Below are 16,179 nucleotides of genomic sequence, written 5' to 3'. Positions count from 1 at the left end.
TTGTCTACCTTATTTCAAAGTTCGCCAACTGATTATCGATTGACTTCAAGTGCGGGCGACGTCCTTTGCCTTCTAGCTTGAATGTTTGATACAGCTCATCTAAGCCCTGATCAAATGCCTGAGAAAGCGAGCCAGAGAAGCGATAGTTCAACATCATCGTTTTCTCGGTCTTATCCCATTGCCAATTCTCTACCGAGCCATTGGTTGAGTTTTCCAAGACATGTTTGAAAATGGCGACATCATTTCGATTCGCATTTTTGATATAGATGGGATACACCACTCCACGCTCTGCGTGGGCAGCCAAAGACTGAATCACTTCTAGGCCCAGTTTGGCTGAAATCTGCTTGTATGCCTGATGTTCAGATACTTGCTTTGCCCGTGATGCTGGTTCTACATAGATACGAGATTTGATGGGCTTATTCACCACGGTCAAAATGATCGCGCCACTGGCATTATCCACCAACTGGATGTTGACCACGGTTTCAAAGCCCTGACTGCCCTTATGATCTTCCACGGCTCGTTGAGATTGCTCCAACTTAAAAGTATGCGTAGCTGAGGATTGATCCTGGTTAAACGCAAATCCGAGTTTCTCTAATTCATCCGTCAGCCACTCTTTTTTATCCGGATTATTAGCTGAAACCGAAAACTGCGCATGGCCAAAAATATCTAAGTAGAAGTTGGCATCATTGAGCAGTTGTCCTTGATTGACATCGGCTACGACAATCACGTAGTACTGACCGCGCTCAATATCTTCGTCAAGTATCTCGTAGTGGCTGACATAGCCTTGAGTCTTCGTCGAAATCGCCATGGCAACCGCTTCATTAAACTGACCAGACTTACCACTGATCATCACACCTTGTGCCTGCTGCACGGCATTTTTGATCGCGTCTTGCACCGCCAATTCCCGGGCCACGGATTCGCCCTTTTTCATTGGTGCTAGACCTTTAGCTTCAACCGACGACGACGCATCACCACTAAATTCAGCCACCGTAACCGTACTTGTTTGACTCGCAAACGAATTAACCGCATCGGTGGTCGTTGGGCGCAGGGCAGATACTTTCGCAACGTCACGCTCTGTCACCACCAAAGCAACAAAGTGTTCACCATCATACTGACCGCTTTTTAGCATTTTAACGGCCGACAAATTGCCCTTAAACGCATGGCTGACGACATCAACAAATCGTTCTTTCGAGAACTCTTGCTCATTGACGCCATCGCTTACCGTCACATACTCCATAGAAACTTCTGTCGAGCCTGACGTTTCTACCCCGTTAATCATTTCATTAAGTTGACGCAATGCATCTAGCCGAGCTTGCTCTTTGCCTTTACTCTCACTTGAATGACTTGATGTGCCCATCGCCACTACATAATAGCCATCTAAAGCATTGACGCCCGAACGCGTGCCACCTTGACCAAGCATAGAGAAAACATCATCCATGGGATCGGCCGCTGCAATAGCGGCGTGAAAACCACTACATAAAATGACAACCGATAACGCTAGAGTACGTAAAAATCGCCAAACCATTACAGCGCCCAGTCCTCAGGTGTTCCAACAGAGACGGCATAGACCTTATTGCGTTTTAGGTACTCTTTACCCATCGCTTCAATCTGTTTTTTAACTTGTTGCGCATCAACGTCATCTTCTTTCCATGTAAACATGACACCAGAACCACTCTCTGATTTCGGCGTGACTTCACCCGAAGCAATTGGAATATCTAAACCATCATCACTAAGAAAAAGGACCACCGGTTGCTTGGTCGCAAATCCCTGATTAATCCCTGAGTTGATGGCAAAACGGCCATTACGGTAGTTAGTCACTCGGCCACCCACCGGATAGTAATCCATGGTGCGGTTGACCAATACTTGAATGCTCTTTTGTGCGGCTTCTTTATAGGCTTCTTGCAGCTCGTTGTGATCACGGAAGTCAAAGCCACCTAAAAACTTGTATTTACTATTAATATCGCCCATCGCAAAGAAACGCTTAGCAGGCATGTTGTGGCGAATAGGCTCAAATGAGTGAACGATTTGCCCGGTGGTCGGATTAACAACTTTGGTGGTCACTAAGCTGCGGAAAATAATTTCAAAATGATCGTCTTTCTGCTTAATCACTGAGCCTAGTGAAATTGAGGACTCCAGTACAAAATCCGGATTCAACTGCTCACCAATCGCGATTGAACCTTCTTCAACTGTGTTTTCCGCTTGGAATGCCACTTCGTAATTACACGCATCACAGTTACGAGTAAGCACCTCATAACGTTTGGTACGGGCGAGTTCGTTTTCTAGCAACTTGGCGATAATGCCCTGATCGATATTGGTTTTACGCGCATTCTTCTCAAACTGAACATTGTCAACGTAGGCAGCAATGGTCATCTTGCTGAACGCTTTCACATCATAGTTACTTGGCAGTTCAATATTGTCTGACTCATAAAGCGCTTCTTTATTAACCTTATTAATTTGAGAGTTAGCATCAACATCCGCCTCAGAGTTGATTTTAAGACTTGTTGACTGGCAACCGACGAGCAGAAGTGACGCAAAAAGCGCAGAGAATTTTAATTTCACGATAATAATTCCGAACAAATAGAGACAAGCAGGCACATCAGAATTGATGCAATAACACTTGGAGATTTAGATCAAAAAAGCCAGCCCTAAGGCTGGCTATTGAAGCGCTTATTGAGCGTTCGTAAGTGCAGAAAGCTGCTTAGCAGTTTGGTACGCCGAGATAACAGAATCATTCATAAACATAATTTGCTCGCCAGTCAGTTCGTAAAGAGATTGCTCTTGCATAATGTCTTTAAAACCAAGGCCGCTATTTGAATCCGTCACTAGACCTAATAGCTTTTCTTCATCAAATTTAGACGCAGCAGAAAGCGCAGCTTTAGATGCATCACCTAAACCGGCAAGAACACTATCAAAAGCAGAAGATTCGACATACTGTTTAACCTTTGCTTTGCTTTCATCATCAAGTTGATTAAATGCAGCTTCACGCTCTTCTTCGGACATGTTTTGCGTATAAGCTAAGAACTGCTTAACTTCTGGCTGGTTTTCCGCAGACTTGATGTAATCTTCGTACATAGGCTTCGCAATTAAGAATGCAGTATTCACAGTTGTACGAACAAGTTCACCTTCCTTGATTTTTGAAAACTGGTATTCGTCGGTCGCACGCACAGAAAGTTCGTTACCCACAACGAGCTGTTGATCGTAATCAACACTTGCGTTATCGCTAAACGCTGAACAACCAAACATCATTGATGAAGCCAATACTACTGCTACTACATTCTTCTTAAAATTCATTACTGTTACTCGTCGTTAGTTATTTCATTTTGTGATTTAACATACAGGCGAATGCCGTACTGTTTGTGGCAAACTATACAGTACGACATACCCATGTAAAGCCATAATCTTAACTTTGAGGTGAGAATGAATATAAACTATTGATTTAAGTAAAAATAAAATTACAATTTTTTTGAATTGATAGCACACAAAACAGCATCATTAGTGAGAATCTCTCACAACGTGATCTTACAAAAACGTTAACTAGCTATCACCTACACCAAATCCTCGAGTCTAAACTCTAACTTTGAGTGTATGATTTTTGTGCAATCGCACACTTAAAAGTTTAAAGCGTTCAAATTTTCAAATGAGTAAAGGCCGAAATGACGCAAGGTGAAAGGAAGGAAGTCATGCTTGATGATAAACATCGTTATGAGGAATATGCCGCGATCATATCTGCGCTGCCTGATTTGGTTTTTATTTTGACCGAATCCGGGCTATACGCAGATATTTTGGGAGGGGATAACTCCGAGATGTATCACGATGGTTTATCGCTGGTCGGTAAGAATTTACGTGATGTCTTATCCCCCGCCAACGCTAACTGGTTTCTGGAAAGAATTGATGAAACACTGACCAAAGACACACTGATGTGTTTTGAATATTCACTCGCTGGTAATGATGTGGATTGTTTAGATGTGAACTCCGGCCCCGCTGGTTCATTAAGGTTTGAAGGTCGTGTGAACCCAATAAAATCACTCTATCACGGTGAAAGAGCGGTTGTTTGGGTTGCTCGTAATATCACCGTTCGCCATGAACTGGCCCAACAGCTCACTTACTATGCTGAGATGGATCACCTGACCGGAGTCTATAACCGTAGGAAACTATACGAGTTTTTTTCCGATGCTTTAGCGCACTTTCACCAGTCACAACAACATTACTGTTTCTTGCTGGTCGATATCGATGAATTCAAGAAAATAAACGATATTTACGGTCATCAAACGGGTGATGACGCGATTCGTCAAACCACAAAGAAATGTCAGTCGATACTTAGTGAAGGAGATATTATCGCGCGTTTAGGTGGGGATGAATTAGGCATTATTCATCGATGCAGTGATGAGCTCTCTTGTGTTGATTTAGCACGCAAGCTTAACCAAGCCGTTGCCACTCTTTATATCAATAAGGATGTCCCTAACTACCCTCTTAGTCTAAGTATCGGCATCACCCATTTCGAAAAAGAAGATAACGATATCGAAGCTATCTACCACCGTGCCGATCTCGCCTTATACGAATCAAAAAACAATGGTAAGTGCCGATACTCGATAAAGTAAAACCTTTATCATTGGACACGACACTCGCTCACTTCATACCGCTCACTCATTCAAGCATTTACCTATATTGTTAATATCTGGTGCTTAAAATCATGTGTATACATACTGCTACGTTGTATTGTTCTAAAACGCAGATAAAACAAAGCCCGCAAATAAATGCAGGCTTTGTATTGCACACGTAATATTAATTCTTGACGGAATTTATGAAACGTTCGGCGCTAGCAAAAAGGGTGTCGCACTGTTTTTTTTGTTTGTTGTACTCGGCAGTGCCTACCGCTAACGATTCAAGGATTTCCTTAGCTTGATTATATTCACCAACCATATTGGTGAATCGCTCTTCAAAATCACTTTTACGCATCTTTTTGACGTTTTTTCTTACCGGTTTTTTCATAACTTCCTCTTACCATCAAAGATCCAAACGTTCTTTCTGCTCTCTTTCCAACAGAATATCTTCGATTCTTCGCCTTACTTGATGGATATTATTTGACTTGTCATCTTTAGCCTCACTCGTACCTTTGCTCGGCTTAGTCGTTGGAGTTTTCTTTTTCAAAGTTAGATATCCATTTCAGTTTCAATATAAAAAGCTCTCAACCTTAAGCCTCGTGAGTTCGACACCACTGGAGCGAGTTACTCAAATTGAATAACCAACTCAAATACTGACATTCACTCTGGATAAGAAATGACGCTTTAATACATCGCTCACAAGCGAATGTATTGCATTAGATAAAGTATACTTGCCGGTTCATCGTGGATGGTTTTAGTAATCAGCGGCTACAAACGTAAACACCTTGTCACACCAAAATTAAACCATCCCGCGACTATCGATTAAGCGAGAGTAACATTTGCAGCTGTGAGTCTTACCGCCCTAACTTCCAGCCAACGTTTAACACTGTCTGTAGCAATAGCATTGAAATAGATACCAATATCAGCGCAACTCATGATTGCTACGGCGCTAAATATTTCGTTTCGTCAACCATTTAACTAAGCCTATCGCCTGATATGACCGAGACCTAGGTAGCATGGCAATTTAATATTCGAAACAACTAAATCGGAAATGAAGAAAACCATCTCAGGGCAAAGATGACGGAGTGATTAGAGACAAAACAGCTAGTTTATCGAACTAAACATTTCATCAATCGCTAAGCTACGTAAGCTGAGGCCACTATACACCTGACATGCAGAATAGATAGCTATTTCGATTGGAATTTACAACACCATTTAAAACAAATACTTAAAGTGTCCATTTTTAGCTGACATAACCTGACGGATGAAATTTACACCATAAATGCAGTATTCAAAACGTAATCATCCTTTAAAGCGCAAAAGCCAATGCGTTCGGTTTGATGATAAATCATAGGAGCCGCAGTGCTCACTATGCAACCACTCTGAGCGCCACCACTGAGTAAATAACGTCGCTCATTCAGAAACTTATGGATTTTTGCAACAATCTCATGATATCTAAGTCAGAATCTTTACTATTTACCTCATAAAGATAGAACTCTAATCTTATGTCGCTAAAACTACAGAATATGTCATGACGCTCAAAGAAATCCTTCAAATTCGTAATGTACGCTACTTCTTAATGTTTCGAAGCAGCTACTTTGCGCGCTTTTACTACCCTATATTCACGCTACTCTATTTAGATTACGGCCTAACCCTTTCCCAATTTGCCATGCTCAACGTGGTTTGGGCTGCCACCATTGTGCTTGCAGAAGTCCCATCGGGCGCGTTTGCTGACACCTTAGGGCGTAAAAAGCTCGTTGTGTTGTCGTCGATTGTCATGTTTGTTGAAATCGCCATGATCGCCGTAGTACCGATTGGTAACCCAACGTTAGTGTTTAACGTATTTTTGATTAACCGAATATTAAGTGGCTTAGCGATGGCTTTGGCCAGCGGTGCCGATGAAGCCTTGGCTTACGACACCCTAAAAGATCAGGGCAAAGAAGAACTGTGGCCGCGCGTGTTACAGATTCAGCTTCGCATTGCCTCAAGTGTTGGGATTGTTGTCACGCTGTTGGGCGCTGCCATGTATGACCTTAACTTCATGAGCGGCGTTTACCAGTTTCTTGGGTTAGCGGAACCGCAAAGCACTCAAGACATCATGCGCATCCCTGTTTATGCTACCTTAATTGTTGCGATGATCGCCATTTATGCCGCGACAAACATGAGAGAAGCGAAAAAAACACTACCGGCGAATCACACCAAAATGGCCACTACCATCGCCAGCCTAAAACTCACCGGAATAACGGGCAAATGGGTGCTTTCGACACCTTACGTACTGTTCATATTGCTCTATTACAGCTTGTTCGAACACACATCGCGCATGTTTTTAACCATGAACAGTCAATACTATCGCGCCATTGATATCCCGATTATCTATTTCGGTTTAATCGGCGCAGGGATAAGTTTGCTCAAAATCCTCCTGGCAGGACAAAGTCGTCGATTGGCTGAAAGTATGGCACCCAAAAAATTCATTGTTATAATGGGTTTAGCGACAATGGCAACCTATTATTGGATCAGTCTTGGCTGGTCGATTTACGGAGTAATACCGGCGCTGATCCTGATCTTTATTATCATGACGATGAACATTTTCATCAGCTATCACCTCAATAAAAAGACTGAATCACATAATAGAGCAACCGTTTTAAGCTTTAAGGGTTTGATGTTTAACCTAGGTTATGGCTCTATCGGGATCTTATACGCCTACTACTATAAATTGATCTCAGAGAACTACACTGAGCAACAAATAGAGCGACATCTCGACTTCTTAGCCTCACTGTCGTCATTCTTTTACTATTTTACCGTGCTGTTCATTGCCATCAGCGCAATGTTCTATTTCCAAAATAAAAAGAAAGCGATTTTTTAAACTCCGCGCACCTGCGGCTTGGGCTTGTCGCGCACTCTTGACCATCGTTAAGAATGCTCGACAAGCACGAAAGACATGTCAGTAAGGCGATGATGGCCGATTAAGTAATGAGTAGCTGAATCGTAAGTGGACAATTGTGTATGACTATTTCAGGGAAATTTCGGACTCACGGATAAATTTGCTAGGGAAAAAGGAAAGACCTGACCTCAAACATTCTTCAGATGTGTTGATAACACTGTCATCTTGAACCTGATTAAGAATTACTTTTTATAAAAATGTCACTTATCAATGCATTAACTATATAATCATCGCTCATTTTAGCTCTGTGAAAGACGAAACAATAGCTTCACAATGCATCACTGTATACATTAAACCATGATAAGCAGGCATATATGGCAAAGCGTCGCGTTGCAAAATCAAAACGTAATACTAGACACGGTAAAGCACATAAAGAAAAAACCACACAAAAGCCGAAAGGCGTTTTTGCCATACTGAGCCAATATTGGAAACAAATTTCAATCACTATTGGGCTATGTTTCATCACCTATGCTGGCTTTTATTTCTTTAATTCGCCAATCAATAAAATTGAACGAATGACCTTTAGCGATATGAATAAAAGTTACATCAAATTTTATTTTGATAATTATCCGTACAAGCTAAATCCTGATATCAATCTAGGCCTTAAGTTAGATCTAGATAATGCAAACTATGACAAAAAATTTGGCATATCAAAAGATATGACATGGGCTAAAGCAATAAAAAACAGTCCATTAATCAAAGATTACAATGTTCGGATCTTTCGTGACAGAGAAGCCTATGTGGAGGATAAGATAATCTCAGTCACTAAAGTCGAATTCACATTTAGCGAAAAGGCTCGCGATGTATACTATATCCAATATTTCGAGCTATATAGCCCTCTTGATCTTCCTGTCGGCTATAAAATATTTGATGTTTATGGTTTCCTAACTTATCCGCAAACGGATAGTGATACACGAACAAAACTAGATATTCATCCCTTTGACGTTCTAACCCAGTTTTCTACTGGTCATCTTGATAAATATGACGATTTAGACAACTAGAAAGGTTGAGCCTACTCGCCCAAACAAAGCTGGATATCTACCTTGCAGTGGATAGCGGTGGGCTCTTTCTTTTCCCAGCAAACAACATCCATTTCACATTGCATTCAATTTTGTGCCGGTAAAAAACAAAAGCCAGCGGTTTAAGGCTGGCTTCTCAATATGGTATCAGTGCGCTTTTATTAGCGTTTTACACAGGCAAAGAATGCATTACCTGATTGACCATCCCACGGTAAGATCTTCTCGTAGTCGTGCTCAAAAATATGCACTTCAAAATACGGTTCAAGCAAAGCGCTTAACTCTTCGTAGTTGACGGCGACCATTGGGTGTTCGTCGTTCCACAATTGCTTTTCCAGATCGGTGTGTTTTTCAATGCTTAGCGTGAGGAACTGCTGTTCACCTTCACCGCTGTACTTCCAGCCTGAGCTAAAAATGAATTCACTTTCATCATGCATCGCACTATGACGCACAAATGAACGGTTATCGATCTTGTTGCGGTTAACCGAGTTAAAACAGAACATGCCACCTTCTGCTAATGCCGCATGCGCATGGGCAATACACTGCTTTAAGTTTTCGATGCCATCGCTATAGTGGATCGAGTATAAAAAGCAGGTAATCAGGTCCAGCGGTTGTTCTACCGTAAAATTACACATGTTGTGCAACATGAACTCTGCTTCAGGACAGCGAATTTTTGCCAAATCGAGCATTGGTTGGTTCAAATCCAAACCGCTACTTTGGTAGCCAAAATCAAGGAAATGTCGAATATGTGGGCCAGTGCCACATGCCAAATCGAGATGTTGTTTACCTTCGTTACCAAACAGTTGGTGCAGTCGACGTACATAGCGGCTTTGCGCTTGGTAATCGATGTCAGCACACATCAAATCGTAGTAACCAGAAAGGTCGGTATAAAGGGCGTTTGAAGGAATAGTACCCAATGTCAGATGCTCAAATAAAATTCGGTGGCGCATCCTATATCAAATCTTCCGTTTTACGAAGAAAAATCATCCATTTTGACATGTCGGCCGATCTACCGTAATACGAGCATCTGTTCAAACAAGCGGCTTATGCCAATCTCGTCAGCGATCTCACCATCAAGATCGACTCCTCTACTACGCCGATTTTTTATCGATTTCTATCAATGAAATACCGTTTTTTTATTGCACAAATAGACAACACTAATGGCGAGATCTTCCCCATTCAGCATTGTGTGATATTTATTCCAACCTAACAATAGTTGGAATTAACGTCATAAAACTTAATAAAGTTTTGCAGGGAAAAATAGGTTTATTTGCTAACATATAATTTCAATATGTGATGGAATATTTGTGGTTAAATAACTTAATTCATTTCACGTATAAACTACGGTGTTAATTATACATTTTTACTTATTCTTTAATATAACTGGTTTTTGATGGAACTGTTGTTTTCTTATACTTATTCAACAGCGGTCAGTTTCCCCTTTGTCATGCCTGAACACTGATGGCAACTGGGTTTGACCCAAAATGTTCAAGTATATTCAACAATATCAGAGCCTTCCCTTATTGGTAAGGTGCGACGCTACGTAGGAAAGACCTGACAAACGAAGGTGTGGATAAAAATCTAAACGTTCATTTATACTCAATTTTATAGGTTAACCACCCTTTAATAACGTCAAATTCCTGAATTAGCGGTTATTGAGACATCATTCACCTCTAATCATTAATACATTTATCTGCATGGATAAATAAATCAAAGAAGAACTAAACCGTGAGAAAAATAAACAAAATAACAGCTGCGCTTGCCAGTGTTATGTTCAGTGGCTATTTATACGCCGCTGACGCAAGTGTTACATCCGGCGTCATCAATTTTGTTCCTGGTGAAACCAAAGTACAAAATGGCGATATGGTTACTTATAATGGCGAGTGTTTCATTGCTAAAAATAACCCAGGTGTTTGGGAAACGCCGAACGCTAGCTCATGGTTTTGGGATGCCGCTGTCTGTTCTGGTGAGCCAGAGCCTGAACCGGATCCAGACCCAACACCAGATCCTGATCCGACTCCTGACCCGGACCCAACGCCAGACCCAGATTTAGGCGATGTTATTCCTTTTGTTCCGGGTAAGACTCAAGTTAGCAATGGCGATATTGTCTCTTTTGATGGTCAGTGCTTCATTGCTCAAAACAACCCTGGCATTTGGGAAACACCAAGTGCAAGTTCATGGTTTTGGCAGCTAACCGAATGTTCTGACGAGCCGGGAACTGGCGAACCTGAACCAACTGAGCTATCCGTTCTTTCTCCTGTTGCAGGCCAAGTGTTAAAAGCGGATCAACCTATTGCGATTAAAGCAAGTGTTGACGGCGAACTCGCAGCTAAAGTTGAGTTTTGGGTAAACAGCACCAAACTAGCTGAAAAAGCGATTGATCAAAGCCAAACGCTTTACTCGCACACTTGGACACCGAAAGACGCTGGCAATAGAACCGTTAAAGTTCTGGTATTAGACAGCAAAAACCAAACGCTAGAACAGCAATCAGTTAATGTCACTGTAGAAGCAGATGTTAATGAAGATTTCGTCGCGCCTGTCGTTTCATTCGTGACCCCTTCTAATGGCACAACGATTAAAGTAACAGACTCTGTTGCTATTTCAGTAAACGCAACCGATGCAGACAATGACCTATCTACGCTAGTTGTGAAAGCAAACAACAAGCAGATCTGTAGCTTTGATGCAGCAACAACGGATGCATTTGCGTGTAACTGGCAACCGACTCAAGCGGGTAACGTAACGCTGAAAGCGACCGCTACCGATGCACAAAACCTCTCTTCAAGCGTGAACGTAAAAATCACCGTTGAAGAAGAAGCCGTTGAGCCGCCACCCGTAACACCACCAGGTGGTTTGTGTGCTGATTTCAATGTTTACCCAGACTGGACGCAAGGTACACACGCGACTGGCGGTGACATCATGGTACACAACAATATCGCGTACTCTGCAATTTACTGGACACAGTCAATTCCAGGTAGCGATGCTTCATGGTCTCTACACCTAAACTGTGACGGTTCAGAACCAGGCACTGCACCACTGCTATCACTACCAAACCCGATGGACCCTGTTCGTCTGGAAGTTGCAGGTTGGCCAAATACTTTGGTTGTTGCAAGTCCAGCAACTATGACAGTACCTGCCAACGTGACCATCGAAGCAATCAACAGTGCTGATCTGGCGGATTTCGATGCGCTAACTAACAGCTTTGTGGCTGTAATTGAAGCGGCTTCTCAAGCGGGTTCAACTTCGATCATTATCAACAGCGACGTACTTGATAACGCGACTCAAGATAAAGGCCAATCTTTTGGTGCTATCTCGGTGAAAGAAGCGCTAATAAATGCGGTTGATATTACTGGTAGCCGTATTGATGTTGATGATATCAATGCACTAACCAACGATACAAAAGGTTGGGCACAAGCGCATAACCTAATCATCACCACGCTTGCACCTGAAGCCAGTTACGGTTGGACGCTAAGCATTGGCGATTTCGCTTTTGACACGCATTCAGGCCGTCAGTCGGTATGGGATGCAGCATCGAACTACTCTGCTGAAATGCTAGACAAGTTTGAACTGTACAAAGCAGATTCAGTGACTAAAGCGGACTTCATTGCCTTCACTAAATCTAACGCTACTGATGCGTTATCAAGCGAGCAATGGCACAACGCACTAGAGTACGTAAAACAAGTTTCTGACTACGTGAAGACCCCTGTCATGCTGGCAAACATGCCAACAGAGCAAACGGCTACTTACTTCATGGGTAACACCACAAGTGAGCAAAAACTTCGCAAAGCAGCATTTAGCAACGTATTCGCGGTTCTATTCGATAAGAATGATTCTGAGCTAACCGCTAAGATCGAACGTTACCAAGATGCAAAAGTGCCTCTTTACTACGTGGGTGCTGAACTGGAAAAAGGTTCACTAACTCGTATTGAAGCGCTTAACCAACAACTGGCCGATGCTGAAGACGTAATGAACAATCAAGCGTTCCTTTACGAGACTCCGCAATCACAGTGGGAACCTTCAACAGTATACAAATGGGCTGATTTCCTTGATGGCCTAAACGCAATGCACAACATTGGTGTAGCAGGTAACAAGTTCTGGCTACTCAGCGATGAAGCTGATGATCAAACTAACATGACTTATGCAAAAGTCGCGATTGCCGCGTTCCTAGCACAAAGTATGCAAGAGACTATCCGTTACAACGCGTGTGATGAGAACAACTGGTCAGAAGTGAAATACGGCGCTCCGACGGATTACCCAATGACCGCAAGCTGTGGCCAACTTGGTCAGAAGTATGCAGATTACGGTGTAAACCCAGTTTCAGGCCTAGACTACGCTTACTCTTGTCCTCGTGATAACAAGATGGAAGTGAGCGCACTAACTCATGCTAAATGGTACGGCGCACCAGCTCCTGTCTTTGCAGCACCTGATGCCGTACTTGAAGAACGTGGTCTATTGGTTAATGGTGCGGTGGGTCGTTGGACCAACAACGGTCACTGTAACGATGTACCAGAAAAAGTAGATACCTCTAAGCAAGTTTGGGAACGTGATACTTGTAAGACTTACGTTGGTCAAAAAGCGGGTAGCTTTATTTGGGACGGCAGCAGCCAAGAAAGTGTTGAAGGTTGTGGTTGGTGGGGCCGTGGTGTAATCCAAACGACGGGTCGCCAAAACTTCGGTACGCTTAACCATTACCTAGGTCGTTCACACGTTGATCCATCAACCATTGGTCAAACCATTGATGGTGTAACTGTTGAAGCGCCACCAGCGAACCCACTGTACGCTGAGCTTGATTTCTGTTCAAACCCAGGTCTCATTTGTAGCTCTGAAGAGAACCGTGAAATTAAGTGGATTGCAGGTCTGTTCTACTGGGTAACGTCAGTACAAGCGTACAATGATGAAGGCGGCCAATACGGTGATTGGAACTACCACAACGAACTGAAAAAGTACGTGGACAGTGGCCTACAAGGCTCTCAGTTCATTGATGACGTTTCTGGTATCGTTAACCGTGGTTGTCCAGATCTAACCTGTTCAACGGGTGATGTTCACAATGTGAAAGAGCGCCGTGAGAACTTTAAGCTAGTGCTTAAACAGCTAGGTCTTAACCCGCAATAATCTCTCAGGCACTCGCCACAGAGCGATTAGCGTCAGGCTATATGCATCATGCGATTTAGCTACAGTTCTGATTTCGCTTGTGACTCATAGCCATAAATAAAAACACCCGCTGGTGAAAACCAGCGGGTGTTTTTTTGTTTATTCGATGATGGAAAAGACCTGACTGATAAGTGCAGCAACCTTTAGAGAAAGCAATGCACGTTAACCTCGCTTTGTCGGTGGTTCACCGGTCCATCGTTTGAAGGCGCGTGTAAACGCACTGGAATCTGAGAAACCCAGCTCTAGAGCGACTTGGGTAATATTCACGTTAGCTTGATTAAGCAGATTTAAGCTTTGCTCTAAGCGATATTTGTCATAAAGGCGACGAAAGCTCACCCCCTCTTGTTGTAGCTTACGATTGAGCGTTCGGCCGCTCATGTGTAATTCTTGCGCAATACTATCAAGGGTAATGTCGACCACCTCCTTACGCTTAAACACATCGTTTACTTTGCAAATGATACTGTGCTCTCGGCTTTGTGTGCTTTGCTGCTCTGCTAACACCTTTAGGTGCTCATGCAATTCAGGATCGTAACGGCGGTGGGCTCTATCGACCAATTGAGGGTTAAACAAAAAGTAGCGAGCCGCGTAGCCTGATTTCACTTCGATATTAAACACCTGCTCGAGCAAAGGCGTAATATCACCGGCAATCGTAATGCGATTGATATGAATAGGTAAACGCAGACTCGGCGCTTTGAGATAACGACGGATTAGTTTCAAAATAACGCTCAAATAGAGACCTAAGCTCAAATGCGACATTAAGGTAATCTCATCAACGTATTCTTGAGTGATCGTCCACAGTTCAAGCTCGCCATGTTCGCTCTCACGGCAAATGATTTTTAACAGTGGGTGGATATGGAATGAGTAACGAGAAAATAAATCACAAAAAGCATGCAAAGTGGGCGCAGTAAGCATCGCAAGTACCGGAGCGCCCTGCTCAAGCTCATCGAAATAGTTAGCGGTTTGGCCAAACAATGCAATCAGCTCATCACCATAGCGCTGATAAAGCTCAGCCACGGCATATTCTAACTGATACGCAGAAACAGAGTCGCTACTACACAGCTGAAGATATTGCTGCTCTCCTCCCCAAATTTCAGCGCTTTCTTGCGTTCGTTCTTTTATCGCGGCATCAAGACAGTTGAACCAAAATATCGGTAGTTGAGTACTAAAATCGCTCACCATAATTACTCGCTAGATTACACTTCCGTTGTTATCTCCTTGCTAGTGCATGAAGAACCTGAAATTGTATCTAACCGTCAGCGAAAAGACATCGGCTTCTTCAGTAATTTGCGATAATCCCCCACATCAAATGAGCAGCGAATCAAGTAAGGCTTACTTATAAGCTTATTGTTTAGAATGAGGATGCAAACGGCGTATCGACAACCTCTTTGCTCTTATCGTTCTTATATAAAGAGTGCTCTACTCCTCAAGCAACAAGTCCACAACCTAATACTAGAACTTGTAATCTAAACCAACCGAGACAACGTACTGCTCTGAAGTGTAGTAATCAATATTCGACTGAGTGGTTTTTGCACCAACAAAAGAGACCAGCGCCCAATCTTGGTAGCCAAGAATATCGTTATATTCGTAAGCGAGGAATAAACCATAATCTTTGTCTTTACGCGTCTGACTAAAAACCGGATTTTGTGCATCGTAATCTCGTAAAGCGGCGCTCGCCGTCAACACAAAACCGTGCCTATCTATCTTACGCGCATAGCTCAGCTCACCACCATAGCTAACAAACGAAAGCGCTTCGCCTTTTGGGCGTGAACTGGTGACATGAAGTGATGGCTGCAGTATTGCTTGCTGTTCTGGTAAGAAGTAGCGGTAACCCGTTTTTAGATAAAAATAGTTTCGCTCTCGCGTTAAGTGTTTTTGCTCATCCGGCGTAAGGTTTAAACCTTTGGTTCCCGACCTTTCTTCATCCACATCGGATTCGCCTGCCGCCATATCGACACTAAAGTTTGAACCTGCAATTTGCGACAACTGCATACGGATAACATTACCGGTTAAATCGGTTTTATTGCGCGCTTCATCAACGGCGTACGGGTCATCCCACACCTCACCCGAAATCAAGGTGGGTAGCGCTGAGATATCAAACACCATGCCACTAGCAAACTGCTGACGATAACCTATTTCAAACGCTAGCGAGCCAGTCACGATATCGTCTCTCGATGTACCGATAAACAGTTGTTTATTGAGATCATCGCCAAAGGTGTATTGCAGTGATCCCAGCACGCCCGGTGTCACGCTTGCCTCACCACTGCCTTTTGAGCTTAAGTCGCCAACGCTTTGCGTTTTGTCTTGATCAACATGCAAATTACTGGTGTTTGATGTCATCGCAGTGAGTACAGTTACGTTGCCACTAAAACCCGGCTCTGGCGCTAAAGCGGCCAATGCTGGTGTAGCGGTGAATACAGAACAAAAAAGGACCGGATAAATGGTTTTCATCATCATTAACTCTTAATTCGTGGTA

11 protein-coding genes are annotated in these 16,179 nt (G+C 43.0%); 4 read left to right on the top strand and 7 right to left on the bottom strand.

What is annotated here, in order from left to right; genetic code table 11:
* Positions 1 to 4: 4 nt before the first annotated feature.
* The 3 genes from RH86_RS16725 to RH86_RS16715 form a co-directional block, all read right to left on the bottom strand.
* Complete coding sequence (locus RH86_RS16725) at positions 5 to 1,525, bottom strand: flagellar assembly protein T N-terminal domain-containing protein (RefSeq protein ID WP_009387434.1); 1,521 nt, start codon at positions 1,523 to 1,525, stop codon at positions 5 to 7.
* Positions 1,525 to 2,559 carry a hypothetical protein gene (locus RH86_RS16720; RefSeq protein WP_009387433.1) on the bottom strand — a complete coding sequence of 345 codons (1,035 nt, stop codon included), beginning with the start codon at positions 2,557 to 2,559 and terminating at the stop codon, positions 1,525 to 1,527. The genes RH86_RS16725 and RH86_RS16720 overlap by 1 nt, the downstream gene beginning before the upstream one ends.
* Before the next feature lie 108 nt (positions 2,560 to 2,667).
* On the bottom strand, positions 2,668 to 3,291 hold the full coding sequence (locus RH86_RS16715) for a hypothetical protein (RefSeq protein ID WP_005594949.1): 624 nt from the start codon (positions 3,289 to 3,291) through the stop codon (positions 2,668 to 2,670).
* Positions 3,292 to 3,680: 389 nt separating this feature from the next.
* Here RH86_RS16715 and RH86_RS16710 point away from each other — a divergent pair, with 389 nt between their 5' ends.
* Positions 3,681 to 4,598, top strand: coding sequence for a GGDEF domain-containing protein (locus tag RH86_RS16710; RefSeq protein ID WP_009387431.1), 918 nt, complete (start codon positions 3,681 to 3,683; stop codon positions 4,596 to 4,598).
* A 184-nt stretch (positions 4,599 to 4,782) separates the two neighbouring features.
* On the opposite strand, the gene RH86_RS16705 is transcribed toward RH86_RS16710, so the two are convergent.
* Positions 4,783 to 4,989: a hypothetical protein gene (locus RH86_RS16705; protein ID WP_009387429.1), complete on the bottom strand. Its 207-nt coding sequence runs from the start codon at positions 4,987 to 4,989 to the stop codon at positions 4,783 to 4,785.
* Positions 4,990 to 6,132: 1,143 nt separating this feature from the next.
* On the opposite strand from RH86_RS16705, the gene RH86_RS16700 reads away from it, so the two are divergent.
* A complete protein-coding gene (locus RH86_RS16700; RefSeq protein ID WP_009387427.1) occupies positions 6,133 to 7,464 on the top strand; it encodes an MFS transporter in 1,332 nt (443 codons plus the stop codon).
* A gap of 392 nt (positions 7,465 to 7,856) precedes the next feature.
* A complete protein-coding gene (locus RH86_RS16695; protein ID WP_009387425.1) occupies positions 7,857 to 8,543 on the top strand; it encodes a hypothetical protein in 687 nt (228 codons plus the stop codon).
* A gap of 179 nt (positions 8,544 to 8,722) precedes the next feature.
* On the opposite strand, the gene RH86_RS16690 is transcribed toward RH86_RS16695, so the two are convergent.
* Positions 8,723 to 9,508, bottom strand: coding sequence for a class I SAM-dependent DNA methyltransferase (locus tag RH86_RS16690; protein WP_005594940.1), 786 nt, complete (start codon positions 9,506 to 9,508; stop codon positions 8,723 to 8,725).
* 778 nt (positions 9,509 to 10,286) lie between these two features.
* Here RH86_RS16690 and RH86_RS16685 point away from each other — a divergent pair.
* Complete coding sequence (locus tag RH86_RS16685) at positions 10,287 to 13,667, top strand: Ig-like domain-containing protein (RefSeq protein ID WP_009387423.1); 3,381 nt, start codon at positions 10,287 to 10,289, stop codon at positions 13,665 to 13,667.
* Between the two features lie 201 nt (positions 13,668 to 13,868).
* Here the strand turns inward: RH86_RS16685 and RH86_RS16680 are convergent, their stop codons facing one another.
* A complete protein-coding gene (locus RH86_RS16680) occupies positions 13,869 to 14,885 on the bottom strand; it encodes a helix-turn-helix transcriptional regulator (protein ID WP_009387417.1) in 1,017 nt (338 codons plus the stop codon).
* A 270-nt stretch (positions 14,886 to 15,155) separates the two neighbouring features.
* A complete protein-coding gene (locus RH86_RS16675; protein ID WP_038219843.1) occupies positions 15,156 to 16,154 on the bottom strand; it encodes a DUF2860 domain-containing protein in 999 nt (332 codons plus the stop codon).
* Positions 16,155 to 16,179: the final 25 nt, after the last annotated feature.

Origin of the sequence: Vibrio sp. N418 (genome assembly GCF_000222565.1) — a bacterium.
In the GTDB taxonomy this organism is placed as follows: domain Bacteria; phylum Pseudomonadota; class Gammaproteobacteria; order Enterobacterales; family Vibrionaceae; genus Vibrio; species Vibrio scophthalmi.
Note: the sequence above shows the minus strand (reverse complement) of the source record. Positions and strands in the feature narration are given on the sequence as shown.